Origin of the sequence: Desulfosarcina sp. BuS5, assembly GCF_028752835.1 — a bacterium.
In the GTDB taxonomy this organism is placed as follows: Bacteria; Desulfobacterota; Desulfobacteria; order Desulfobacterales; family BuS5; genus BuS5.
Map to the genome: position 1 here is coordinate 2135521 of NZ_CP087952.1, position 25810 is coordinate 2161330.

Sequence of the window (25810 nt, forward strand, 5' to 3'; positions counted from 1 at the left end):
CTTCAGAGTGGTCCCCGTCTTATAATTTCCTTGCCGAAAGCATCCCTTATTCTGTCGATTGTTTGATCAAGCCTTGCCTGCTTTTCGTCTTTTTTATCGGTAAACAGCGCAAGTTGTCGGACGCCCCGGGTTAAATTTGATACGCCCACTCCCACCAGCCGAATTTTCCGGTTTATTCCAAGTTCATCCAGCAGACTTGATGCTGTCTCGAAAATGGTTCCTGTAGTAAATGTGGAAACCTGAAGAGTGCGGCTGCGGGTTATTATTTTAAAATCCGCAAATTTAATTTTAAGAGTAATGGTACGCCCCATGTATTTACGTTTTCTTAATTCTCTCCCCACTCTTTCCACCTGGTCAAACAGATATTTTTTAAGTTCCGTTATATCGCCGACGTCATGAGAGAATGTTTTTTCAGCGCTAAAGGATTTCGGCTCGGAGCCGGAGAGCACAGGGGAATGATCAATGCCCCCGGCATGGTCAAAAAAGTCTTTTCCCGCCTTGCCGAACCGGTCAGTCCAGAATTTTTCCGAAAAGTTCAAAATATCCGATGCGGTCCTGATTCCATAAGTTTGCAGAATATTAAGTGTTTTAGCACCTACCCCCGGAATCTTCTTAGCCGGCAGCAGGCGCATAAATTTCTGAACTTCATTTTCAGCGATAATTACCAGACCACTCGGTTTTTGAAGATCAGAGGCAATCTTGGCCAGAAATTTGTTGGGAGCAATACCGACCGAGCAGGTCAGGCCGGTTTTTTTTAAAATGTTACGTTTGATCTTTTTTGCGACTGTTTTCGGACAGCCAAGCAGATTGGCTGTTCCGGTGATATCAAGGTAAGCCTCATCTACTGAGGCCTGCTCCACAAGGGGGGAATAGCGCATCAGGATTTTCATAATCTGTCGGGATACCTGTTTGTAGCGCTGCATGCGTACCGGCAGATATATCCCGTCAGGGCACAATTGCCTGGCTTTAAAAATCGGCATGGCTGAATGAACCCCATAATCCCTGGCTTCATAAGACGCAGCCGATACAACGCTCCTGTTACCGCCACCCCCGACAATTACCGGTTTGCCTGCCAGTTCCGGCCTGTCAACACGTTCAACAGAGGCATAAAAGGCATCCATGTCAACATGCAGGATATTTCTTTTTACAGGTTTCTCACCCATTTTTGAAATTTTAACAACTTTAATCTGTTTTTGCAAGTGTTCAGCATTCTTGACAGATAAGTTCATTTGATGTATAAAATAAAAATTCGGCAAAAATGCAGACCTACCCCATTCCACCTGACTAATCCGGCGTGACTTTTAAAAATCAAAATTAAAAATCAAAATTTTTTGTAGAATAATTATAAAATTCTTATAACATTATGAATAAAAACAACATAAAAACAATAGAACAACTCGAGCAGTATATTTCGTTAACTCCGCATGAAAGACGTAAAACTAAAGAGATCATCGGAAGCCATCTGATGTCGGTCAATCAATATTATATGGATTTAATTAACTGGAATGATCCGAATGATCCGATTCGTAAAATGGCAATTCCTTCGATAGAAGAAAAAAACCTTGAGGGGAGTTTTGATACCAGTGGAGAACATGAATCCACCAAAGTTTGTGGCTTACAACATAAGTATTCGCAAACAGCCTTGATATTATGCACAAATCACTGCGCAACCTATTGCCGTTACTGTTTTAGAAAAAGATTTGTAGGCATATCTACCGACGAAATAGTAAAAGACTGGGATAAAGTAGTTGAATACATTTGCGAACATAGGGAAATCACAAACGTCCTTTTAAGCGGAGGTGATCCATTTACATTACCAACCGACAGGATAGTAAACATTTTGCAAAAGCTCTCGGGTATTCAACATCTGAGGTTTATTCGATTCGGAACACGAATTCCTGTGGTTTTTCCCGAAAGAATAATAAATGACGATGAACTAATAAACGTGCTAAAAAAGTATTCTTGCAACAATAAACGATTATACGTTACAACGCATTTTAATCATCCGAAAGAAATCACTCCCGATAGCATTGAAGCTATACACAAATTGCTTGACGCACAGATCATAGTTAACAATCAGACTGTATTATTAAAAGGCGTCAATGATAATCCTGCTGTAATGGCTGAATTACAAAGTTTAATAACAAAGATCGGTGTCGTGCCATACTATATTTTTCAATGTCGCCCGGTAAAAAAAGTAAAAAATATTTTTCAAGTCCCCTTGTACAAAGCCTTTAAAATTATAGAAGGGACAAGGTCAATGCTTGATGGACTTAGTAAGAGATTCCGATTTGTTATGTCCCATGAAACCGGCAAAATTGAAATGATCGGTTGCATGGATGATCACTTATACTTCAAATACCATCAAGCCAAAGATAAACTTCTTTCAGGCAAACTATTCCACAAAAAACTCCACAAAGATGATGCCTGGTTGGACCTTTAAAAGGGTAAAGTATCAGTGATAAGCAAAGATGAGCTTGTTATCATTGAGATCTATATGAACTTCGCCGCCTTTTTCCAACCTGCCGAAAAGAATCTGATCTGATAGGATATCCTTGATTTCGGTCTGAAGCAGCCTGTCAAGAGGTCTGGCTCCGTAGCGCGGGTTATGGCCATTTTTCGCAAGCCACCTTCTGGCGCTGTTGGAGAGACTTATGGAAACTTTTTTGGCCGCAAGCTGATCCTTGATCTCGGCAATAAATTTATCCACGACTCTTTCCATTATTTCCACGTCCAGAGGATTAAAATTAATGATACCATCAAGGCGGTTCCTGAACTCGGGGGTGAAAAAACCTTCAATCGCCTTTTTACCCTTACCTTCAATATCGAACTTTGAGTCACCGAAACCTATTGTGTGTGAGGCCATTTCCCTGGAGCCCACATTGGAGGTCATAATAATTATGACTTTTCTGAAATCTGCTTCCTTGCCGTTGTTATCTGTAAGCGTGGCATGATCCAGAACTTGAAGCATAATGTTAAAAAGATCCGGATGGGCCTTTTCCATTTCATCAAGAAGCAGAACGCTGTAAGGCTGTTTTCTTATGCCGTCGGTTAAGAGACCGCCCTGATCAAATCCTATGTAACCGGGAGGCGCGCCTATAAGCCGTGCTACAGCATGCTTCTCCATATATTCGCTCATGTCGAAACGCAAAAATTTAACACCCAGCATAATTGCAAGCTGCCTGGCCATTTCGGTTTTACCGACTCCGGTAGGGCCGGTGAATAGAAATGATCCTGTAGGGCTGTTCGGCCTGCCAAGGCCGGCGCGTGAACGTTTTATGGAAGTTACAAGGAGTTTAACAGCCTCATTCTGTCCAAACACAACCCCGGTCAAGCGGTCTTCTAAACTTTCAAGGTCTGTCTTATCCGAAGTAGAAACACTTAAAGACGGAATCCTGGCCATTTTGACAATAATATTTTCTATATCTTTGGTATGTATCCTTTTTCTTCTGGAAGATCCCTTAAGCCTTAAATAAGCTCCGGCTTCATCGATAACATCTATGGCCTTATCAGGTAAATAGCGATCATTCAGATATTTGGCGGAAAGCTCTGAGGCCGCCTTAAGAGACGAGTCGGTATAAGATATCCCGTGATGTTCCTCATATACTTTGCGTAAACCTTTTAATATCTTGAAAGTCTGATTCACAGACGGTTCAGCAATCTCTATTTTTTCAAAACGCCTCGAGAGAGCACGGTCTTTTTCAAAATGATTTTTATACTCCTCATAGGTTGTTGATCCGATACAACGCAACTCACCTGTTGAAAGAGACGGTTTCAGTATATTCGATGCATCCATTGAACCGCTGCTTGTAGCGCCTGCTCCGACTATAGTATGTATTTCATCTATAAAAAGGATCGCATTGTTCTTTTTTTCAAGCGAATCGAGAATGTCTTTCAAACGTTTCTCAAAATCACCCCTGAATTTGGTTCCAGCCAGCAATGCTCCAAGGTCAAGAGAATATATACTCATATCCTCCAGTAAATCGGGAACTCTGCCTGAAGATATTTTAAGGGCCAGGCCTTCAGCCATTGCTGTTTTTCCTACCCCGGGATCTCCCACAAAAACCGGATTGTTCTTGCGCCTTCTGCATAGTACCTGGATGGTTCGTCCCAGTTCAGCGTCACGGCCTATTAAGGGGTCCAGTTTACCAAGGGCCGCTCTGCTTACAAGATCAATTGTAAACAGCTCAAGAGGATCTCTCTTCTTTTGCTTTGTTTTACCCTTTTCGGTTTTAGCAAAATCGGGATGTACGGCTTTGGTAAAATCTTTAGTTGTCCCGTGGGAGAGGTAATATAAAATATTGATACGACTCAGACCCTCTGATTTTAAGAAATATGCAGCATGAGAATCCTTTTCAGACAAGATCGACACCAGGATATCCGATACGCAAACATCCTGTTTCTCTGATGAACGCGCATGATTCACAGCTCTTTGTATAACCCGCTGAAAACCTATAGTCTGCTGCAGGAGATAATCAATATCTTCGGGAAGAGGATCCAGCCTGGTTTTAAAAAATTTTTCCAGAGTCTCTTTCAGATGGTCAACACTCCCGCCGCAATTTTCGATAATATCGATACCTGCAGAATCGTGAAGAATTGCAAAAAGCAAATGTTCAATACAAACATATTCATGGCGCCTTTTCTTGGCATCTCTAACTGCAAAGCCCAGCGTAGCGCTAAGTTCCTTATTTATCATGATCTAATCCTTCTCCATGGTACATTTAAGCGGGAAATCTTGTTCTCTGGCCATGGCTTGAACGGTTTTCACTTTTGTTTCAGCTACATCATAAGTATATATTCCGCATAAACCGATCCCTTGCCTGTGAACATTCAGCATAATGATTACAGCATTTTCAGGAGATTTGTTGAAAACAGAGACAAGGATATGCACAACAAACTCCATTGTAGTGTAGTCATCATTATGGAGCAATACTTTATACATGGAAGGCTCATGGAGCTTTTCTTCTATTTTGGAGTCTACACTCTCATTTGTTTCTGAATTATAATTATTCATAATAAAAGTTAATTATAAAATTAAAAAGTCTCATATTCTTGCCTAGGTTTCCCTGTAAATTTTTATTACAATTCGGCTAATGTTCATTTAATTTCTCTATAATTTCCTTACCTTTATTTTATCATATTTGGAAGCATTAAAAAAATCTTTAGCGCTGCCGCAATTAACCGCTATTTCAAGACATCCACGGCTTCCAATAATGGCAAGCGGTATTTTTGATTTTACACTATTATAACTTTTCGATAAACCTGTAACTGTTCTGTCTCCAATAATAAACTTAATCTTTTTAAGGCCGCAAGCTGCGCAACTAATTTTTTTCAGTATCGCACAATCAATATTTGTTATCAAATTGCCAAAACGGTCTATGGAGACTATAATTCCTGAAAGCTCACCATTATCTGCAATAAACGGCTTTTCCACAGATAATCGCGCCAGACTTTTTATATCTCCCGGTCTGCCTAACCCCATTATTCCGATCCCTTTTGATATGTGGGCCGCAACCGGAGCGAAAATATCCCTGCCATGGAAAGTCTGGCTGACGGATTCAAGGAAATATTCGGAATTCTCAACAAAAACAAGAGCATCGATATCCCCATCGTCCAACAAAGGGGTAAGTATACCGTTATCAGGAGCCAAAAAATAATGGCCCTGTATTTTTGCTGCAAGAATAGGTCTTGCGCTTCCCACACCAGGATCGACTATAACAAGATGGACTGTCTTTTCGGGAAAATATTTATAGGAAAATTTTATTCTGTAAGCTGCATCTATGATATCCTGGGGAGCGATCTTATGCGTAATATCAACAATTGTCGAAGAGGGATTTATGGAAAGGATAACTCCTTTCATAATTCCGACATACTCATCTTCAATGCCGAAATCAGTAAGAAGAGTAATTACAGACATCGAGATATCCTGTAAAAAATAGCCACCATATATAGCATTACCACTCACATTAAACACTAGTACCGGTTATTGAACACACAATTTTGCACTTTATTTTAAATGTTTATATGCAGCTTCAGGCGCCACCCGGCCTGATGATGTTCTCATAACCATACCTATTTTTAACAGGTATGGTTCAACCAGATCAACAAGCGTGTCTGTCTCTTCCTGAAGTGTTGCGGATATTGCCTCAATTCCTACAGGTCCACCATTATAAAAATCGATAATTGTTTTAAGATAACGTCTGTCCAGGCTTGTTAATCCCTTTTTATCAACTCCTTCAAGAAAGAGAGCGGCTTCCACTATATCTTTGGTAATAAAGCCGTTTGCTCGTACCTGTGTATAATCACGGACACGTTTAAGAAGCCTGTTTACTATTCTAGGAGTACCCCTTGACCTTTTTGCGAGTTCCACAGCGCCGGCATCATCGATTTTTACATCAAGGAGATAGGAAGACCGTTTTGTAATCTTGATCAGATCATCATTGCTGTAAAAATCAAGATTACGCAAAATTCCGAACCTGTCCCTTAAAGGAGATGAAATCAACCCAACTCTGGTAGTTGCTCCCACAAGTGTAAAACGTTTTAAACGGTATCTATGGCTTCTGGCATGAACGCCTTTGTCAAAAATAAAATCTACTGCAAAATCCTCCATTGCAGGATAGAGGAATTCCTCTACAACTTTAGGGGTGCGGTGTATTTCGTCCACAAAAAGGACATCCCCCTCTTTAAGATGGGTCAGTATGCCTAGCAGATCTCCACCTTTTTCAAGCGCAGGTCCTGACGTAACAGTTAAATTGTTACCCATCTCATTCACAATAATATGGGCAAGGGTCGTTTTGCCAAGTCCGGGTGGTCCATAAAAGAGAAGATGCTCCAGCGGTTCCCGGCGTAATAAGGCAGCTTCTATGGCAATTTTTAGAGTTTCAACAACTTCCGGCTGTCCCACATATTCTAAAAGACGTTCAGGCCGCAGTGAAAGGATTTCAGGTTCCTGATCGACCGGTTGTCCGGAACCTTCCATAAGTTCGTTATCTTTGGAAGAATATGTCAATACATCATCAGTCATGCTGTCTTCTCGTTACGGTATACTTCTTCAAACAATTCCTCCGGTGTAGAAATAGAGCTGTTATTGCTCATAGCCCCTGCTATCATTTTTACGGCATCAGCATGTTTATGCCCGAGCTGGTTAACAAGAACATCGAGTACCTGCTGTTCAAAGTCTTTCTGAACCGTAACTGTTTTTTCTTCGTCGGCTTTATGGATTAAGGCAAATTTATTCATCCTGCCGGCAAGGGATGCAATTATTTTTTGAGCCGTTCTTTTTCCTATCCCTTTTAACTGTGTTAATCCGGCGGCATCCTTTGTTTCTATGGCGCGTGCTATCTCCCTGACAGGGATACTAAGAGCTTTTACGGCCTTTAATGGGCCAATATCTTCAACTGAAATAAAATACTGAAAAAATTCTTTCTCAACCTCATGATTAAAACCTATTAATACAGGCTTTGGCTGTCGTTCGGTCTGCTGGTAATAAATATAGAGTGATACTTCACTGCCGATATCCTTTATTTTCAGTCTATCCATTACAACCGCAGGAACCAGAACCTCGTATCCGATCTGGTTTGCAAGAAGGAGAATTCTGTCGTCTTCTTTTTTTAACAATCTGCCTTCTAAATAACCGATCATACCCCTCTATAACCCTCTTTATATAGCTCCATACCGAAACAGACCAATAAGCGCCATCCCAAGCGCATCTGAAGCATGAAAAGGCCTTATGGGTTTTGCAAGATTTAAAAACTCCCGCACCGCTTTTTCCAATTGCGCCTTGTCTGCATTACCATTTCCAGTCAAAATCAGTTTTGCTTCACGAACGGGAATCTCCACTATTGAGATATCAGCCCGGCAGCCTGCAAGCAGTATAACACCAGCAACTTTCCCTAAAATAATCCCCGACTTCGGATACTTTTCAAGAGAAAACACATCTTCAACAACCATTAAATCCGGTTTTTCATCTTCTAATACAAGGGTAATTTTGGAAAAAATATGATGGAGGCGCTGGGGAAGGGACTTTTTTTTTGAAGTATTAATACTGCCGTAAGAAAAAGATTTGACTTTAATATCTATTCCGCAAACCACACCTACACCTGTGGCGGCCAGACCCGGATCTATACCGACAATTTTCACCATACGACGCTAACTAAAAAGCCTTTAACTTATTTCTAGCAATTTCAGATTCACTCGATTTGGGGTATTTTTTTATCAATTTCTTAAAAATTAAACGAGCATTGGCAGTATCTCCCAGCCTTAAAAAAGCAAAACTCTGCTTTAAAAGGGCAGATTTAGCTTTATTCCCTTCAGGATATTTTTCAATGACTTTTTGATACTCAAGAATAGCCTTTTGAAACCACTTCTCCCTATAATAGATTTCACCGATCCAGAACTGCGCATTATCCGCATTGTTCGAATTAGGATACAGCTTTAATAAAGATGAAAAGCCCTCCCGCGCTGACTTAAAATTGCCCTTGTCAAACGCCTCTTTGGCCTTTTCATATATCAGATTAGCAGGATTTTGCTTTTTTGTCTTTCTGTCTATTACTTTTTTGTCGGTTACCGGTGGTGATTTAACAGCAGGATACCATGCCGGCCGGACAACACGACTTTTATTTGAACGTACATTCTTTTCCAGCCCGTCAAAGCCTGCCTGCATCTTATTAATCGATTCTTCAAAAGCCTTTATCCTGCTATCCAATAAATATTCGGTCTCTTCAAAACGGCCGGAGAGAAGCCGGACTTCATCCCTGAGACTGTCAAGCTCGGCACGCATCCTTGCAAAATTATCTTTTAGCTTACTGTCTTCATTCGTACTTATTTTGCTAAAACCATGAACCGTTGCAGCCAGTTGTTTATTTCTGTTCTCAGCTTTTGAATAACGTCTTTCAAGCGAGGCAAGCCTGTTATCAAGATTATAAACATCCTCTCTTAAGGCACACCCCGATATTAAGATAAAACAAACTATAAAAAATAAAAGAATCGATTTCATAAGTGATTATTTTTTTAAACCTGGAACAAAGCTGTGATGCCCTTCAGACTTCTATAGACCATCACATAAATAATAATTTCACTGTGTTATCGGTCGTCGGAATATTATAATACGCCTTCCTCCATCTGGCCTTGTGCCAAATTTTAAAATCGGGTTATTATCTGACGGTCTATAACCCAAAACACTATTCCAGTGTAAAATGAGCCCGCCTGTTTATAGCCCAGGCCGCTTCATTCTTTGCCGGGTCTAATGGACGTTCTTCTCCGTAACTGATTGTTGTTAATCGTTCGGGGGCAACACCAAGGTCTACTATGAATTGCTTTGCGCTATCTGCGCGTCTGTCGCCCAAAGCTATATTATATTCACTGGTGCCGCGTTCATCACAATGCCCTTCAACAATAACCGAAACCCCGGGATTGTTCAGCATCCATGCTCCTTTAAGTTTAAGGATGTCCTGTGCCGATGATGAAAGAACAGCGCTGTCAAACTCAAAATGTATATCTGCACTGACAAACATTTCTCTGGCAGCTTTTTCCTGGGCAGCTTTTTCCTGGGCAGCTAAAGCCTCCGCCTTCATCAGGTCAGACTCTGTGATACTGCTTTCATCCACAACTACGTCGGTTACTTCAGAGAGTTGATCTGTATCACCCTCGATCATCTGATCAGTTGTCGGTTCAGTACTGACAACTTTTTTAGCGCACGAAGCAGTAAAAAGCATTGCTGGCAAAATAAAACAGAACATTAGGTTAATCCATAATCTTTTTTGCATTTTTCCTCCTTAATTAATATTAGCTGACCATGCGGGATCAGTCTGAACGCCTGGCATGGACAGTAAACGCCTCTGGTCAGTTCCATAAGCAGTCATTACATATATCCCGGCATGGCCTTCGCGAGTTGAGCTGAATAAAATCAGGCTGCCGTCCGGAGACCAGGAGGGAGATTCATTATCGGCGGAAGAACCTGTCAACTGCGTAAGATTCCCACCGTCAACACCAATAACAAATATATTTATTTCACCCCCGCCCATAGATGAATAAGCTATTTTATCACCCATAGGCGACCAATTCGGCTCGGTATTATATTGTCCTTGAAATGTAAGTCTGTTTACATTCCCTGATCTAAAATCCTTAATATAAATTTGCGGAGTTCCTGATCTTTTTGAAACAAATGCCATCCTTCTCCCACCCGGAGAGAATGATGGGGATGAATCTATTCCCTTGTTTACAGTTAATCTTTTAGTTATTTTACCGTTTCCGGTCAACATATAAATTTCCTGGTCACCGGAAAATGAAAATGTCGCTGCAAGCTCAAATTTGCCTGGAACCCATGCAGGAGTAATGTTGATTCCTTTTTTAGCGACAATGGAACCTCTTTTTTGTGTTAAATTTTTTATATAAAGATCAGGATGGCCTTTTAAGTATGAAGTAAAAGCCAACCATCGGCCATCGGATGACCAGGCAGGGGACAGGGTTATGTTATTATTAAAGGTAAATCGTTTAAGATTGTAACCGTCAAAGTCACAGATATAGATCTCCTTATGACCTGAAGCCTTTGATACAAATGCAATCCTGCTGTTAAATATGCCCCTGTTGCCTGTGAGATGATATATAATTTCGCTGCAAAACCGACGTACTATCCGCCTCTGGTCTCCCCGCTTGCTTTTATAACGCTTGCCCACTATCAGTTTGCACTTAAATGTATCATACAATCTCAGTTCCATTTCAAGCAGATCTGCGTTTTTAAGGATCATGCCTGTTATCAACAGCTCCGCACCTATAGATGTCCAATTATGAAATTTAATATTTGACGCAGTAATGCCTGACTGATGAGGATCTTCCAAAAATGCCGCCCTGTCCAGCATTTTGAAATAGCCGGTAAACTCCAGCATTGAAGAAAACAGATCTGATGTTTTCAGGGCGGCTTGCCTCTCTGCCGGATTTCCTGAAAATGTTTTAAAATAAGAGACTGCAACAGGAATTTTTCGTAAAAAAGGATTTGTTATATCTATATAATCATATCCCGCAAATGAGATTTGCGATCCGGTAAAAAAAAATATCACCGCGAAATAACATATTATTCTTACAAATAAAGCTCTTAGCATGTATGCACCCGGAAATTTGGAAACTCCTTCATCATATCCCGCTACCTGATACCCTCAGGAGTAAATCTCAAACCGACAATAACATAAGATTTCTTTATCCCTTTCGGATGCGGTCTAACAGGATTGGCCTTCATAATTGCTTTTCTGGCGGATTCGTCCAGATAAATATTACCTGACCTTTTATCAAACCATATATCATGGATTTGACCATCCGGCATAATTTTAAACGCAATTTCAGCCATCAAATCGTTACGCCCCCCCGCCAGTTGTTCGGAGAATGCCCAGTTTTTTTGAACCTGATAAGCAACCTCAACTCTATAAATATTGATTAACTCAAGTCTCTTTTTTTCTGCAATTCCGCTAAAGTTCTCTGACCTGATATTATTTTCAGATTTTTTATTACCCTGTTTGCCGGTCTCCGCCTTTTTGATTTCCCGTCTTAGACGCTCAAAAGCCTCGGCAAGTGGGTCGGCTTTTTCCTGTTTAACTTTTGGTTCTATATGCTTGATTGCATTTTTTCGTACCAAAGCCGATTTATAAGTCCTCTTTTTAAGAGACCTTTTAACTTTTTTTTTCTTTTTTACTATCGAAACAGTTTTTATTGATTTTTTTGTAGTATTTTCGGCTACTTTTGGGATAGGTTTTAAATTTGTCTTTTCCTGCTGAACCTGTTCCGGCAAAATTTTTTTTTCAGGTAATGAAACAATACTGACATCTATTACAGATGTTAAGGGGTTGCTATGTGATGTAAATCTTGGCGTAAATATAAATAAACATATAATACAAAGATGACAAAGAATTGAAATTAAATAAACGATGAAGACTGTTTTGGGATCGTTATCTATCCCTTTATATAATTGAACAGTAGAATACATGTTTTATCAAAGCCTGATTCAGATTCTATCAATTTCCACATAAATACTTTCACTGGTTATTGGAAAATCTATATTATGCTTTTTTTCTGTTTTTTTTAGTGCTGGCAGGCTCTGTAACCATCCCGATCTTTTCAACTCCAGCGTTCTTAATTTCCGACATTACCCGAACAACCATCCCATAAGATATCTCTTTATCAGCTTTTAGAAAAACCTCTCGATCCTTGCGTCCACCCATAATTTTGGACAATTTTTCCTGCAGGAAATTGAATTCCACTTGATAATCGTTGATATAAATCCCACCGTTTTTAGCGATAGTAATGACCAGGTTCTCGGCCTGCGCAGGGAGAGATTTGGCAGCCGCCTCAGGCAGGGATACATTAACCCCTTGAACCATCATAGGCGCTGTAACCATAAAAATAATAAGGAGAACAAGCATAACATCAACAAAGGGAGTCACATTGATGTCGGACATAAGGTTATCATTATTTCCTTTATATATCATTTGGCGCTCCTGTCCGCGCTTAGAACGTCTCTTTCTATTATATTTAAAAAATCAGCAGAAAAACTCTGCAGTTCGGACTCTATCCTCCTGATCTTCTGCATGAAATAATTAAAGGCTATCACTGCCGGTATTGCTGCGGCTAAGCCCGCGGCGGTAGCGACAAGAGCCTCTGAGATACCGGGCGCCACAACAGCCAGAGTGGCAGAGCCACGCAAACCGATTCCATGAAAAGAATTCATTATCCCCCATACAGTGCCGAAAAGTCCGATAAAAGGAGTTGTATTCCCTGTCGTAGCCAGAAAGGGGACCATTTGTATCATTCTGGTTGTCTCTGTGTTGATAGCCCGTCTTAGCGCCCTTTGCAGATTATCTGTTCCTGCAAATTTTGAGCTCAAAGATGGTATATCGGATTCCTGTTTTTTTTGCGTCTCCGGGTTTACGGAAACCCCTGACAAGCTCAACTTCTTTAATTCAAGATATCCGACACGAAAAGTTCTGGCAACAGGGCTTCCGGAAAGCTCCTTGGCTTTTTTAAAGGCATTTGAAAAATCCCTGCTCGTCCAGAAAAAGTCTGTAAAAAGGATCGATTCTTTTATTGCTTTTCTCAAGTATCTATATTTAATAATGATGATTGCCCATGAGGTTATCGAAAAAAAAAGCAACAGCAAAAGCACAAACTGAACCATGAGCCCTGCATTGGTTACCATGTGTAATAAGTCAATATCTGAACCGGACATAAATAACTCCGTAAAGTTTATTGGAAATTGTATAGTACCGCTTTGCTTTAAAAGCTGTATCAAAAATTTGAACTATACTGAAATATATAGCAGTGTCAAGGAATTTGATTTGAGCTTGACTTTTAGTGGAAATTTATTTAAACGATGCTTCAGTCTTTTTGATTCAGTCTTTTTGATTTTTTTAAAAAAATGTTACCCATATAGAGCTTCACATAATTAATTTCACAAGGCTATAGTGAGGAGATAATACAAAATAGTATATCTCCGACCGATAACGCAGTGAAATTATTTATGTGACGTTTCATATAAAGCCCCCGTAGCTCAGTGGATAGAGCAATGGATTCCTAATCCATGTGCCGCATGTTCGATTCATGCCGGGGGCACCAACAATTTCAATGGGTTATCCGAATACGGGTAACCCTTTTTTTATGCTGTGTGAGAATCTGTGTGAGAATTTTAGGAAGTTTCATTTTTCAGCACATCAATCGCATCTCGCTCAGCTTCTCCGATGGAATGTAAATAGTATTTGGCGAAAGGAACATGCAAGGATATTTTTCATTCACCATCGCTCCGGTCCTCCCCCATTGGACGAGGGAGCATGTGAACTTTTTAGCCATTCATATTTACTCTTTGAAAAATATGTGGATAATGTATGTTTCGCGCCTTTGGCGCATCCCAGATTGCATCCGAAATAACAGCCGTCAGGGATTTTTTTACTGAAATATTTTTCCAGAAAAACATCAGAAAACAGCCTGTGAGATTCCGGGTGCTGCCCGAACTGATAATTTTTGATTGGAAATATATGAAATTTATCCATATATTCGGATAAAACAGTAGTACCCCAGGCAGACAGGTGCAGTTGATCCGGGTCATTGCTTCTCAAAATTTTTCTAAATTCGGTTCCTGCCCCGCGAACGCCCTTGGGATCGACAGCATTGTTACCATTCGCCTTGGAAAGGCTTGAGCGGATAATGATGCCACTTAAACCTTTGCAGCGCATTACAGTTCCGGTGCCGCCCCGCCCCGCCTGCTTGGAGCGGATGCGATTACGTATTTTATCATAATAAAGACTGTTGATTATACCGAATCTTGCGTTACAGGCCCCCTTCCCTGCCGTAACCGCCGCGACAGAAGCATTGTACTGACCTTCGCAAAACTCCTGCAGAAGAGCCTCTCCAAAAAAAATGGAGCCGTCGTCAATATCTTGCTCGTAAACCGGAGCCGAAACAATGCTGATAGTCCCTGAATCAGCATCAATTATTATAACGACCTCCTGCTCGGATATCCCCTTAACGGCCAGAGCGTCAAAACCGGCCAGCTTCATCAGGAAAGCAAAGTGGCCGCCCACATTTGAATCTATAAATGTATCCGTCAAAGCAGAAATTGTGCCCACAATGAATTTACCTGTTCCGGGAAACCCAGGTTCATTACAAAGCGGCCCCCCGGCCATGACCAGTATGTTCTCCCGGCTGTCATAAACCGTTTCTTTTGTCGTTTCATCCCATATAAGCTTTAGGGCATAACCACGGCCTCCTATATACTTGTCCTTAAAATCGGCAGCCAATTTTACAATATTAATATCCCGCCTGCTCAAGTCTATCTTAAGGATCCTGTCCGTATATCCTCCGGTGACTTCTGCAGGTTCATAAATATTTTACTTCAATATATTCATACAGTAAATACTCCGTTTAAGCTGAAAAGTTAACCCTTTATACATTTTTCGATAGTTGTAAGCTTCATACTATATCACGTCAATTGATGCCAGTCTTTTTCGCATGGTAAATGCATTTGACAAACTGCATCCACGAAAAAAAGTGGAGATTTCAATGGCATTACCCGGTGACTGGCGCTGGTGATTTTGGAAGCTTGAAATTAATCGGAAGAGAAACCCCAGGATACTCATCTAAGAGTTTCCGGGGATCTTTCTTAAGATGATCCCAGAACGGGAACGTTCTACACTGCTTGGGCCTGCTTTGATAGATGGCACATTGACAATCGATGAGGTCAAAAAAGCAGCAGAAATGTTCGCCATTGATAACGCGCTCTTGCAATGAAAGCCTACCTTGAACCTGCCGTACATATTGCTTAGAAAATAAGGCCACATCCATTTTTCTTGCGCCTGCCATTTTCTCCAGCTCTTCCATACTGATCCAAACATAACCTCCAAAACCCCGACAGCATTTTCCGCCACATGTTTTGCAAGTATTGCTATCAAAATGATAGGGGGAATTGTTTTGATTATCCATTAGTTTATAATCCTCTCATGCCGGGTCACCAATAATTTCAACGAATTGTTTGACATATTATACCTCGGTATATTTTGAAATTTAAACAGGAAATATAACCGTCAATTTTATTCTGCATCCCCCTTTAACGGGTGGGAAAAGCAAGCCTTCAAGATTATTGATAATGCAACCTTCAAGCCTGCTGTTTCCGAGATCCTTGCTTTCTGTTCGCACCCTGGTAACGCGTCCGCTGGAATCGACCGATAAAATAACTATCGTTTCTTTATATGCGCCGCTTCTTTTTTTTGAAAACTTGTTATAACATAAATTAATTTTTAAAATCCCCTTTTCCAAAACCTTCAAAGCCGCCTGCTTTACCAATTTTCCTGTGACGGCTACATTCTTAATCCGTATGTCATTCATATCTTCAGAGTCAGATACGAGTTCAGACTCAACAGAGAGATCCCCCTTAGCTTCTTTTCTCCCCACTGCTTTTTGACGTACTAAAAATCCGCCGGAACTTGGTATGGCAGGTTGCGCTGAAAACATTTTATTAGAAAAATTCATTTTCCCCACAGCATAATTCGAAACCCCCCGAGGCAGCGGAAGAGGCTGTTTTACAATGGTTGCTTTTCCATTCTTTAAACGTTTATGGGAATCAACGGCAAGAAATGATGTATATGCTGTCAACAGGTTATATGATAGGCCCAGGCTTGTAACCTCTTTGATCCGCTCATCATTCGGCCTGAGGAGGTTATAATCGGCAAGCAGGGCTATGCGATGCCGGGCCCACAAATATCGAAGCGCTGCGCCGGCCTTGATCGGCTTTATTCCGGATAAAGCAATATTTCTGTTGAACAGCCCCTCACCTGTGACACCTTTTAATTTGATAATCCCTTTAGGTTTGCCGCGATACTTGCCGAAGATTATAACCGGCCGGTCTGTCAGCAGATCCGTAATACAGGGAGGTTCCACGTCAAATACTTTGAATTTTCCAAAATCGATCTTAATATTAGTCAGTACCGGGGTCATTATCATATTCCTGAACTTTTCCGCTTTTTCAGCCGCTTCTTCCGGTCGGGTTATGATAAAAGGCTGTCCCATCCCCACCCTTGCCATTCCTTCGATAAGATGACGGTTCACACTCGATCCTATGCCAAAAGAAAAAAAGTTGGCATCTCCCAGGCTGTTACGTATAAGATCAAAAGCCTCTTCCTTAACCGTCACATATCCATCCGTAGCTATAATAATGCTGCGTGAAGAGCCTTCGGTTCCAGGCATTGCCAGGCCCTTTTTCAGCGCCGGCAAAAGATTGGTCCCCCCTCCCCCGCGCTGCCGCTCGATAATATCAATTGCCTTCCTGATATTATCCTGGGTTGCAGGCAGAGACTTTTCCGACATAACGGATGAACCTCCGGCAAAGAGCAGCAGATTAAATCTATCCTCAGCCCGCAGGCCGCTTATAAGATCTTTAAGAAGTTTTTTTGATATATCCAGAGGAAATCCATGCATGGAACCGGAGACATCTACAATAAAAATATATTCCCGCGGGGGAATAAGGGAAGCCTGAACTTTTTTGGGGGGCTGGAGCATTACCAGGAAAAAATTTTCCTTTTCACCTTCATAAAGAAGCATACCGGATTCGATTTTACCCCCTGCAAGCCGATATTTTAAAATAAAATCCCTGTTTGAAGCATGTTTTTCGGTGGCAGACAGATTGATCGATGCGGAATTTAAACCATTATAGCCTATATCAACCTTATGGGAGTTACAGACTATTTCATCTATCGGAAGCCCTGCGTTCAGAGTCAGATCTATATTAAACAATTCTGCAGGGGCTTCCCCTTCGCGGAGATAAGGATTTTCCACCCATTGCTCCGAGGGACTCATCTCACCTGCCCTTTTATCAGAGTATCGCGGCCCGACTACCGTAGGATAAACAAACTCGTATATCCGGTCAACCGGAATCAGGAGTTCGGTATATCTGAGTTCAACCTTTATAATATCGGAAGGTAGAATATTGGCCACATTCATCTGGAAAACGTTGGGTCTCTGCTGCTCCAGCAGAGAAGCAGACCGGCCCGATTTTTTGGCAGCCTCGTACTTCCGCCTGGCCTCATCCCGTTCACTGATCCTGGCGACAATCGTCCGCTCCCCTATGGTCATCTTCATACCGTATACCGCAACCCTTGTAGATGCCGGAAAAACATAAACAGCTTCAATAGGCCGGCGGCCTTCGTTTTTATAAACCTGGGTTACTTTAACGTCGGCTATCACTCCGGAGATATTCACATCTACTGATGTGGATTTTAAAGGAAGACGATCTATTCCTGGTTCATCCGTATTAACAAAAAAATATGGGGACAATGTTTTGTCCGCCTCCTCGGCGGCCATAGCCGCAGGATGGGCCGTAATTATTCCAGGCAGAGCAAAAAAAAGTATCAATGCTATTGTTTTTATTTTCCCCATTTTTAAATCCTCCTGTTTTGGTTTGTTGTTTGTATAACTAAGATTTTAACTCTTTAGACAAACCAAGAGGAAAAAAGTTCCATTTTTTTGTTTTAGGACTCGCTCAAAATGTGAAGTTATTTTTGAGCGAGTCCTTACTCGGCTTTTTGGACAAATCTGACCTGCACTTGAATAAGCGACGGTTTCTTGGCGGGAATGGAAGGAGGGGGGGAACGGAACTCACCTAAATTTCGAAGCTCCTTTAAAAAAGAACTATACTCGTTTGCAGGAATTTCAGCCATAAGCAGCTCAGGGCTGTTGTTCCGGCTGCTGTATTCAATAGCAAGGACCCTTCCCTGAACTCTGTGGACTATTCTATTTATATCTCCGGCAGATATAGCCGAAGTCGGGATACTGTGCAAAGCCGCAGGGGCTGCCGCATCAGTATCTGAAGAAATGCGTTTGCCGGATTTCAGGTCTTCTTTTCCAGGCTCAGCCTTACGTTCCATAAAAGACTGCAAAACATTACGGGCCGGCGGGGTCTGTTTATCCAGCAGCAAGGCAAATTCAATAGTTAATGCCGATTTCTCATCCACCGCCTCCGATTCGACAGGTATAGCAGTCTGCCCGGCCACCGGCCCGTCTTTATCAAATTTATGTTTTACAACAGCAGCTTTTCTTTCGGCATGCATAACAGTCGGAACGGATTCCATTTCGTGCTTTATTGCCGGTGTATGGACAATGAAAAAAATTAAAACAGCCATTGCGGCGGCTGCTGCAAACTGAAATGGAACCTTAATCATGGGAGGGAGAAACATCTTTCGGATCAGTCGGTTAAAGCCGGAATCTTTTTTTATGCGGTCGTGCAGCCTGTCGAGAAAATCATCCGGGGCCTTGACACTTTCCATAACCGACAAATCCTGAACAATAATATGCAGAGAATTAAGGGCCTCTTTGCATTTATTGCAGGACAATAGATGCTGTTCCACTATGTTCATAGTATTCGCATCAAGCTCATTTTCAATATATCCTGACAAGTTCCGTCTTATTTTTGCACATCCCATCTTATAATACACTCTTAAGCTTTTTTCTTAAATCCGCCCTTGCTCTTGCCAGTTTTGACTTAACCGTTCCTGGTTTTAAACCTGTTATTTTAGAAATCTCATCATAAGCAAGCCCTTCAATATCACGAAGAATAACAACTGTCTTTTTCAAGCCGGATAAAGAATCGACTGCCCTGGCAATCAAGATTGAACGCTCTTTCTTTTCAAGTCTTACTGCCGGCGAAAAAGATTCATCCGAGCAGGATAAGTAAGCATTCCCTGTATTTGAAAAGCCTGGATTGCCTATATTGTAGGATCGGGATCGCTTAATCATTTTTTTGAACCTGAACTCCAAAGACTTGAGCCTGTTATTACAGGTATTAACAGATATTCGGTAAATCCATGTATAGAATGAAGATTTAAAACGAAACTTCACCAACGCCTCAAAGGCCTTAATGAAAACATCCTGGGCCGTATCGCAGGCATCCTGATAATCACCAAGAAACCTGTAACAGAGGTTGACGATTCTATCCTTATACCTGATTACAAGTTCATCAAAGACATCTTTATCCCCGGCCTGGAATGCTTTTATAAGCTCAACATCGGAAAGATAGGAACGTCTTGATCTATTAATCTCTATCATTTACTTAGACAATACCTGCGCAGAAAAGTTCCTGAAAATTAATTTCAGGACTGATTTCAAGACTGGTCATGCTTTTCATAATAATGGATAGTAGCGCCGACAGGCGCAAAGGATAGAAAGAGGATATTCAGGCCAGGGATCAAAAAGGGCAGCCCGAAACCGAAATGAAAGAGAATATTCCTAAATAAAAATCTAAACCGCTCCCTGAAAGAAACCATACGTCTGGCAGGCACTAAATCGGTATTATCCCAGGCAAGAAATATTACCGCCAGACAAGATGAAAGAATCGCAATTAAAGGCCCCGCCGGAGTCAGCCAGCCCAAAATCATGAGCGCCAAGGAAAGCAGAACCGGCAAAAATGTTCTAGGAATTTCCTGTTTGATCAGATAGAGCAACAACTGAGCTACCGGCAGCTTTGCCTCTTCGTGTGAATTACCGGTTAATATTTTTTCCGTTATCCTGGACATATAGTCCATAATGATAACACTGAACAAAATTTGTGCTAAAAGATATGAAAGGACTCCCGACACAACCACCAAAAAGAAGGTAACAAGCCAGGATAACAGGTACCAGAGCCAGAGAATCCAATAACTTTCTGGTTGATTCCAGACAAGACCAAGCAATTCTTTATGATACACAAGAATCAGGCTTGCCGCCAGAATGGTAATAATAATGATTGCCAGAAAGCGGATAATCCCCAGGAACAAAAGCTTCGGTTTCTTTATCCCGAACCATAGACCACGTAAATTATATTTTAAACCCTCTGATAGCCCCATTTTAACTCCTCTTTTCTAAGGCAATCCTTTTACCATACAAATGGATGAAGAAACAAGGCCGCCTAAAAGCAACGATTGGGTACAAATTCGGAATATGTTTTGTCTTAATCCGTCATTTTCTACGACACAATCATATGGATTCCTTAGCCAGTTTAAAAAAAACTATTCTGCCCCCCCAGTCCTTTTTAAGCAGGTCGTCAAAATCGATATCTTCATCTGCCAGTCTTGCAGAACTGATCCCGGTGCGAAATTCATCCTGCCTTTTACTCAATAGTTCCCGCACCTTATCACCACACGTCAGAATACCATATTCAAAAAAAACAGGGCCGAGTTCTTTGAGGACCAGGTTAAAGAGCTTAATAACCACTTCCCCATATTGTCTGGTAATATCGCTCGCTCTCTTTTCCCGGGAAATATTACTTCGCATCGGCGCATATAAGCCGCCCTTTCTTAAGCAGGCACCCATAATACCAGGCATAGCGGCGGAAAGAGCAAGCACGGCGCCATCATTGACCAATGTAGAATCAACATCATCCACTGCCTTGCCATTGAGAAAAAGTGTCTGGATCCTGTTATCAAGGTATTCGCCCTGTAAACCGAGCTGTCCACAAAGGAAATCTCTGATGCTGCACCCCACAAGCACCCTTAGGCTGAATCCCTGCTCGAGTAGGGGAAAAAATCCTGGGATCAATTCATCCCGAAGAATAAAATAAAGGGTGCGGTCAATCTCTTTGGCCATTCTGTCAGTCTCCGACGCCTATTACCAGTTAAAAACCTGGTCAAGTTCCTCGTCGGTAACTTCAAATCTTACATCATGGGGAGCAAATTTCTCTTTTCTGAAATAATCGGGCAGCCGGTCATCCTTGGAGGTGAATCCCGCCCTTGCATTAAAATCTCTCTCATTATTCAGAATCGATTTGCCCAGGGCTGTAATATCATCTGCTGTCAGCTTTTGTCCTGTAAAACCGTTTATCAAATCAATAAGAGCCTGGAATGTTTCCGGCTGATCAAGAATTGCAAAAGCAATAAAAAGACACATCCCGGTTGAGTCAATAGCGGCTGTGGCGATTTGAAGATTCCTGGAAAGCTCGACCTGTCCTTCCGGCTTTAAGGCATCAACGTTCCCTCCAACGCCAAGAAGATTGGTGGCCACGGCATATCCGGCGGTATGATCAGCACCCATTGGGCTGGTGGCATATGTTACCCCCTGGCCCTGAACCGCGCGGGGATCATAAGCAGGCATTGACTGGCCTTTTACAACAGGCACCCGCTCCACACCGAACACCTTGCCGGTAATTGCAGCACCGTTGCCAAGAATGCGGCCTAAAGGCGTGCCTTTGCCTACCTCTTTAAGAAGATTGATGGCGGCTTCGGCATCCCCGAATTTTGCCAACCCTGCTTCCATGGCAACTCCAATTGTGGCACCCATCTCGATCGTATCCAGGCCGAAATCATCATCCAGCCGGTCAAGCATTGCGATGGCATCCAGATCGTCTATCTCGCAATTCCCGCCGTGGGCCCAGACTGTTTCATATTCCGGTTGTTTGGTAAGAAAGTTGCCGTCTTTATCATTATAAACACCTGAACATCGTATTACGCAGCCTTTATGGCAGCCGTGAGTGGCAAGGCCGCCGCGGGCGGTCTCTGTTTCCGCCTGGGTTTCACCGCTGATTCTGGAGCAGGTTTCAAACCTTCCGGACGTAAAATTACGAGTAGGATAAGCGCCGGCTTCATTAACAACGTTGGTCAAAACATTGGTTCCGTAAGCAGGCAGTCCTTCGCCTGTAACAGGATGTTTTTTTAATCCCTGCACAAAATTCTTATTGGCTTTTTTGAACTTCTCAGGATCTGCAGGAGTTCTCATACTTGTTCCGGTATCATCCACGATAATGACCTTGACACCCTTGGACCCCATGACAGCCCCTGCCCCGCCGCGGCCGGCATGCCGGGTGGGTCTCATTTCCATGTCCGTGAAAGCCACCGAAGCAGCCGCCATTTTCATTTCTCCGGCCGGCCCGATTGAGATACAGGCGACCTTGTCGCCGCATTCTTTTTTGATCTTTGCGACCAGATCATAATTGCCCAGCATATTAAGACTGTTATCAGTCACTATATCCGCGCCGTCCTTGTTAATTATAATTTTATATATGGTATCGTCCTTCGGTTTGCCTTCCAGCACAATCGCGGCATATCCCAGTCTGCCGATCATCTGGGAGGGCTGGCCGCCTGCATTCGACTCTTTTATTCCGCCTGTAAGAGGACTCTTGAAGCCAACCGAAATTCGTCCCGACATGGCCGCCACCGAACCGCTTAAAAGTCCCGGAGCAAAAACCAGCTTATTATCTTCCCCTAGGGGATGGCACATGGGCGGCACCTCTTTGGCGATAATTGCCGATGTCATGGCGCGTCCGCCGATGCCTGCATATTCACCCAGAGGTTTTTCGTGGGCTTTGGGACCCCCCTTGGCGCCCATATCTATTCTTAAAATTTTGTCCATAAATCGCCTCCTTGTAATTCAAATTTAGGTTTTAGACATTTTGCTTAAGGTTAATAAATGCAATCTACCCTTCAAATATAAAGTCAGCCCAAACACCGCAACGATCTTTATAATCAAAATGTCGTCCGTAATCATTAAACCACCAAAACGGAGTGTGGCAGGCCTTAGCATTTGAAAGAATAGGGAACACCTGATTTTCAAGGCGTACCGGGGTTCCGTCGAGTCCTCTGGTCATGCTCTGCTGCATCTCTCCATATGGCATTTTAAAATGTATGCTATCTTTTTCTTCTTGAATTTCCAAGTTTATATATTTAACGCCGAAGTTCTTCTTCATAAAAACCGACCCTATATTAATAACAGCCAGGGTGTCAAGGATCTCACGCTGTTGCAGGGTGGCGTTGTCGCTTATATATATTCCCCCCTCTGATCCGTCATCCATTAATTCTTCAAATGTGGAATGTAGAATATCACCCATATACAGGATAGTAATACCGGAAAGGTCAACATCATTGACTTTCCCCTCCATAATACGAAAGACCATAAAATATCTGCATCCTCCTTCCTTATCCCTGCCGAAATAATAAGGGCAGGGACCTTCCGAGGCGCAGGCCTCATTATAGATTCCTTTTAACTGCCAGCCTGGTTTTAATTCTATCATACTATCACTCCTTGATTGGTGGTTACACAAAAAAAATTAACACATCGCCCCTGCAACAAACTCGGCGATATCCTTTATGCTGATTTCAACTAATAACCCTTTCACCAATTTTTCGAAATTTCAAGGCAAAATCCATAAAAAAGCTTGACACTTCTGCCTTAATGCGTAATGTTCCTATTTAAGAATTAACTCATAATTAATACTGAAGGGTTCGCGTGCTCAACCAATACGATCAAAAACAATCAATACAAAAAAAACTGACCAACAATGCCGGCGCCCCCGTTGCCGACAACCAGAACGTAATGACCGCCGGTCCCCGGGGCCCGATGCTGCTGCAAAATGCCTGGTTTCTGGAAAAGCTCGCCCACTTCGACAGGGAAGTAATCCCAGAGCGGCGAATGCATGCCAAAGGTTCGGGAGCATACGGTACTTTTACCGTCACCCATGATATAACCCGCTATACCAAGGCCAAAATTTTCTCGGAAAAGGGAAAGAAGACCGATCTTTTCATCCGGTTGTCCACCGTGGCCGGCGAACGTGGCGCCGCCGATGCCGAACGCGACATCCGGGGCTTTGCACTCAAATTCTATACCGAAGAGGGAAACTGGGATCTGGTGGGTAACAACACCCCGGTCTTTTTCCTGCGGGACCCACTGAAGTTTCCCGATCTCAACCATGCCGTCAAGCGGGATCCCCGTACCAACATGCGCAGCGCACTCAACAACTGGGACTTCTGGACCTCGCTGCCCGAAGCGCTGCACCAGGTCACCATTGTCATGAGCGACCGGGGTATTCCCGCTTCCTACCGCAATATGCACGGCTTTGGCAGCCATACCTTCAGCCTCATAAACGCTGACAATGAACGGTACTGGGTCAAATTTCACTTCCGCACCCAGCAGGGTATCCGTAATCTGAGCGATGAAGAAGCCGAGGCGATCATTGGTAAATGCCGTGAGAGCCATCAACGCGACCTGTATGAGAGCATCGAACGGGGCGACTTTCCCCGCTGGACCATGTTTATCCAGGTGATGCCTGAAAAAGAAGCGGCCACATGTGCCTACAATCCCTTTGATCTGACCAAGGTCTGGTTCCACAAGGATTATCCTTTGATCGAAGTGGGGGTCCTTGAACTGAACCGTAACCCTGAAAACTATTTCGCCGAGGTCGAACAGTCCGCCTTCAACCCCGCGAATATCGTGCCCGGCATTGGTTTTTCACCCGATAAGATGCTGCAGGGGCGTCTCTTCTCCTATGGCGATGCCCAGCGTTACCGGCTCGGAGTCAACAATCACCTGATCCCTGTCAATGCCCCCCGCTGCCCGTTTCACAGCTTCCATCGCGACGGCACCATGCGGGTTGACGGCAACCATGGTTCAACTCTTGGTTACGAGCCGAACAGTTACGGTCAGTGGCAGCAACAACCGAAATTTACCGAACCGCCCCTGAGCCTGGAAGGAGCCGCCGACCACTGGAATCATCGCGAGGACGAGGATTACTACTCCCAGCCCGGCCTTCTTTTCCGCCTGATGAGCAAAAACCAGCAGGCGCTGCTCTTTGCCAACACCGCCCGCGCTATCAGTGATGCAACGAGGGAAATTCAGCTTCGCCACATCGGTAACTGCCTGAAGGCCGATCCTGATTACGGCAAGGGGGTGGCTGAGGCTCTTGGCATCCCGTTGAGTAAAATACCAAGAGAAGAATAAAAAGTTACTTGGGAGGAAAAACATGCAGAGGGTGTAAATAAACAGCGTTGGTTATTATTTGCCGGCGGCCTTGATTTACACCCCCATGCAGAAATAATATTCATATAAACATTCCGCCCCCCTATTTCCCACAACGTAATATCTATTTCCAGAGCCTTACCATAAAAAGTTCTTCGTCTTCGATTAAATCCGGCGAGGTGCCATTGTGTCTCTGCATCTCTTTAACAATTTTTCGAGGTACTCCCATGCCCATGTGCTCAATATAACCGTAGTCTCTCATGACATCTTTAAGCAGTTGATTCCGGGCTGAACGGCAGCCCGTTATCATATGTTGTGGAGTGATGCCGTTCGGAAGCCGTCCAGGGGAGATCACCTCTAATCGATCTTTATAAATGGACAACTCCACAGTCGTTCCGGACAAAAGGTAGTCCCGATGAACAAGTGCGTTGACAATGGCTTCCCTAATCGCTTCTTCCGGATACAGCCATCGTTCTTCGCGCCTTGCACCATCCGCAAGGCCGGCAGAAACTTCAGTGTTTCTCCTTGTGAATTCCAGGTAGTCCCTACAAAACAATGCAGGTTCGAAAAATCAGCTACTTACAGGGAA

General features: G+C 42.8%; 25 protein-coding genes and 1 tRNA gene. 3 read left to right on the forward strand and 23 right to left on the reverse strand.

Annotation, left to right across the window (positions count from 1 at the left end; genetic code table 11):
- Positions 1-2: 2 nt before the first annotated feature.
- Positions 3-1229 carry a DNA polymerase IV gene (locus BuS5_RS10510; protein WP_274427648.1) on the reverse strand — a complete coding sequence of 409 codons (1227 nt, stop codon included), beginning with the start codon at positions 1227-1229 and terminating at the stop codon, positions 3-5.
- 134 nt (positions 1230-1363) lie between these two features.
- Here BuS5_RS10510 and BuS5_RS10515 point away from each other — a divergent pair, with 134 nt between their 5' ends.
- Positions 1364-2443: a KamA family radical SAM protein gene (locus BuS5_RS10515; RefSeq protein WP_027353253.1), complete on the forward strand. Its 1080-nt coding sequence runs from the start codon at positions 1364-1366 to the stop codon at positions 2441-2443.
- A gap of 12 nt (positions 2444-2455) precedes the next feature.
- On the opposite strand, the gene clpA is transcribed toward BuS5_RS10515, so the two are convergent.
- The 12 genes from clpA to BuS5_RS10575 all read right to left on the reverse strand — a co-directional run bounded on the left by clpA (position 2456) and on the right by BuS5_RS10575 (position 13210).
- The gene (gene clpA / locus BuS5_RS10520) at positions 2456-4696 is read right to left on the reverse strand and encodes an ATP-dependent Clp protease ATP-binding subunit ClpA (RefSeq protein ID WP_027353254.1); all 2241 of its coding nucleotides are present in this window, start codon (positions 4694-4696) and stop codon (positions 2456-2458) included.
- Positions 4697-4699: 3 nt separating this feature from the next.
- Positions 4700-5014 carry an ATP-dependent Clp protease adapter ClpS gene (clpS, locus tag BuS5_RS10525; protein WP_027353255.1) on the reverse strand — a complete coding sequence of 105 codons (315 nt, stop codon included), beginning with the start codon at positions 5012-5014 and terminating at the stop codon, positions 4700-4702.
- A gap of 96 nt (positions 5015-5110) precedes the next feature.
- Positions 5111-5917 (reverse strand): SAM hydrolase/SAM-dependent halogenase family protein, encoded by an 807-nt coding sequence (locus BuS5_RS10530; RefSeq protein WP_027353256.1) that lies wholly within the window; start codon positions 5915-5917, stop codon positions 5111-5113.
- Positions 5918-6007: 90 nt separating this feature from the next.
- Positions 6008-7024, reverse strand: a complete 1017-nt coding sequence (gene ruvB / locus BuS5_RS10535; protein WP_027353257.1) for a Holliday junction branch migration DNA helicase RuvB — start codon at positions 7022-7024, stop codon at positions 6008-6010.
- Positions 7021-7641 carry a Holliday junction branch migration protein RuvA gene (gene ruvA, locus BuS5_RS10540; RefSeq protein WP_027353258.1) on the reverse strand — a complete coding sequence of 207 codons (621 nt, stop codon included), beginning with the start codon at positions 7639-7641 and terminating at the stop codon, positions 7021-7023. The genes ruvB and ruvA overlap by 4 nt, the downstream gene beginning before the upstream one ends.
- 18 nt (positions 7642-7659) lie before the next feature.
- On the reverse strand, positions 7660-8142 hold the full coding sequence (locus tag BuS5_RS10545) for a crossover junction endodeoxyribonuclease RuvC (protein WP_027353259.1): 483 nt from the start codon (positions 8140-8142) through the stop codon (positions 7660-7662).
- A 10-nt stretch (positions 8143-8152) separates the two neighbouring features.
- Positions 8153-8995 carry a tol-pal system protein YbgF gene (gene ybgF, locus BuS5_RS10550; RefSeq protein WP_051374622.1) on the reverse strand — a complete coding sequence of 281 codons (843 nt, stop codon included), beginning with the start codon at positions 8993-8995 and terminating at the stop codon, positions 8153-8155.
- A gap of 184 nt (positions 8996-9179) precedes the next feature.
- Complete coding sequence (gene pal / locus BuS5_RS10555; RefSeq protein ID WP_027353260.1) at positions 9180-9764, reverse strand: peptidoglycan-associated lipoprotein Pal; 585 nt, start codon at positions 9762-9764, stop codon at positions 9180-9182.
- A gap of 9 nt (positions 9765-9773) precedes the next feature.
- Positions 9774-11096 (reverse strand): Tol-Pal system beta propeller repeat protein TolB, encoded by a 1323-nt coding sequence (gene tolB / locus BuS5_RS10560; protein WP_051374623.1) that lies wholly within the window; start codon positions 11094-11096, stop codon positions 9774-9776.
- A gap of 41 nt (positions 11097-11137) precedes the next feature.
- A complete protein-coding gene (locus BuS5_RS10565) occupies positions 11138-11971 on the reverse strand; it encodes an energy transducer TonB (protein WP_027353262.1) in 834 nt (277 codons plus the stop codon).
- Between the two features lie 73 nt (positions 11972-12044).
- Positions 12045-12473 carry a protein TolR gene (gene tolR / locus BuS5_RS10570; protein WP_027353263.1) on the reverse strand — a complete coding sequence of 143 codons (429 nt, stop codon included), beginning with the start codon at positions 12471-12473 and terminating at the stop codon, positions 12045-12047.
- Positions 12470-13210: a MotA/TolQ/ExbB proton channel family protein gene (locus BuS5_RS10575; protein WP_027353264.1), complete on the reverse strand. Its 741-nt coding sequence runs from the start codon at positions 13208-13210 to the stop codon at positions 12470-12472. Before BuS5_RS10575 ends, tolR begins: the two co-directional genes overlap by 4 nt.
- 310 nt (positions 13211-13520) lie before the next feature.
- Between BuS5_RS10575 and BuS5_RS10580 the strand changes: the two genes are divergently transcribed.
- Positions 13521-13596 (forward strand) — tRNA-Arg (locus BuS5_RS10580).
- A gap of 173 nt (positions 13597-13769) precedes the next feature.
- On the opposite strand, the gene BuS5_RS10585 is transcribed toward BuS5_RS10580, so the two are convergent.
- From BuS5_RS10585 to BuS5_RS10625, 9 genes are all read right to left on the reverse strand, one after another.
- The gene (locus BuS5_RS10585) at positions 13770-14861 is read right to left on the reverse strand and encodes an aldehyde ferredoxin oxidoreductase N-terminal domain-containing protein (RefSeq protein WP_084445685.1); all 1092 of its coding nucleotides are present in this window, start codon (positions 14859-14861) and stop codon (positions 13770-13772) included.
- Between the two features lie 181 nt (positions 14862-15042).
- Positions 15043-15456 carry a YkgJ family cysteine cluster protein gene (locus tag BuS5_RS10590; protein ID WP_051374625.1) on the reverse strand — a complete coding sequence of 138 codons (414 nt, stop codon included), beginning with the start codon at positions 15454-15456 and terminating at the stop codon, positions 15043-15045.
- An 81-nt stretch (positions 15457-15537) separates the two neighbouring features.
- On the reverse strand, positions 15538-17904 hold the full coding sequence (locus BuS5_RS10595) for a VIT domain-containing protein (protein ID WP_027353265.1): 2367 nt from the start codon (positions 17902-17904) through the stop codon (positions 15538-15540).
- A gap of 134 nt (positions 17905-18038) precedes the next feature.
- The gene (locus tag BuS5_RS10600) at positions 18039-18947 is read right to left on the reverse strand and encodes an anti-sigma factor family protein (RefSeq protein ID WP_027353266.1); all 909 of its coding nucleotides are present in this window, start codon (positions 18945-18947) and stop codon (positions 18039-18041) included.
- A gap of 1 nt (position 18948) precedes the next feature.
- Complete coding sequence (locus BuS5_RS10605; RefSeq protein ID WP_051374626.1) at positions 18949-19569, reverse strand: RNA polymerase sigma factor; 621 nt, start codon at positions 19567-19569, stop codon at positions 18949-18951.
- A 56-nt stretch (positions 19570-19625) separates the two neighbouring features.
- Positions 19626-20345 carry an EI24 domain-containing protein gene (locus BuS5_RS10610; protein ID WP_027353268.1) on the reverse strand — a complete coding sequence of 240 codons (720 nt, stop codon included), beginning with the start codon at positions 20343-20345 and terminating at the stop codon, positions 19626-19628.
- A gap of 130 nt (positions 20346-20475) precedes the next feature.
- Complete coding sequence (locus tag BuS5_RS10615) at positions 20476-21084, reverse strand: hypothetical protein (RefSeq protein WP_027353269.1); 609 nt, start codon at positions 21082-21084, stop codon at positions 20476-20478.
- 21 nt (positions 21085-21105) lie between these two features.
- A complete protein-coding gene (locus BuS5_RS10620) occupies positions 21106-22842 on the reverse strand; it encodes an aldehyde ferredoxin oxidoreductase family protein (protein ID WP_027353270.1) in 1737 nt (578 codons plus the stop codon).
- Positions 22843-22906: 64 nt separating this feature from the next.
- On the reverse strand, positions 22907-23500 hold the full coding sequence (locus BuS5_RS10625) for a DUF1326 domain-containing protein (protein ID WP_084445688.1): 594 nt from the start codon (positions 23498-23500) through the stop codon (positions 22907-22909).
- 245 nt (positions 23501-23745) lie between these two features.
- Here BuS5_RS10625 and BuS5_RS10630 point away from each other — a divergent pair, with 245 nt between their 5' ends.
- Positions 23746-25203, forward strand: coding sequence for a catalase (locus BuS5_RS10630; protein ID WP_027353272.1), 1458 nt, complete (start codon positions 23746-23748; stop codon positions 25201-25203).
- A 142-nt stretch (positions 25204-25345) separates the two neighbouring features.
- Here BuS5_RS10630 and BuS5_RS10635 read toward each other — a convergent pair whose 3' ends face one another.
- Complete coding sequence (locus tag BuS5_RS10635) at positions 25346-25777, reverse strand: ATP-binding protein (RefSeq protein ID WP_027353273.1); 432 nt, start codon at positions 25775-25777, stop codon at positions 25346-25348.
- Between the last annotated feature and the right edge of the window lie 33 nt (positions 25778-25810).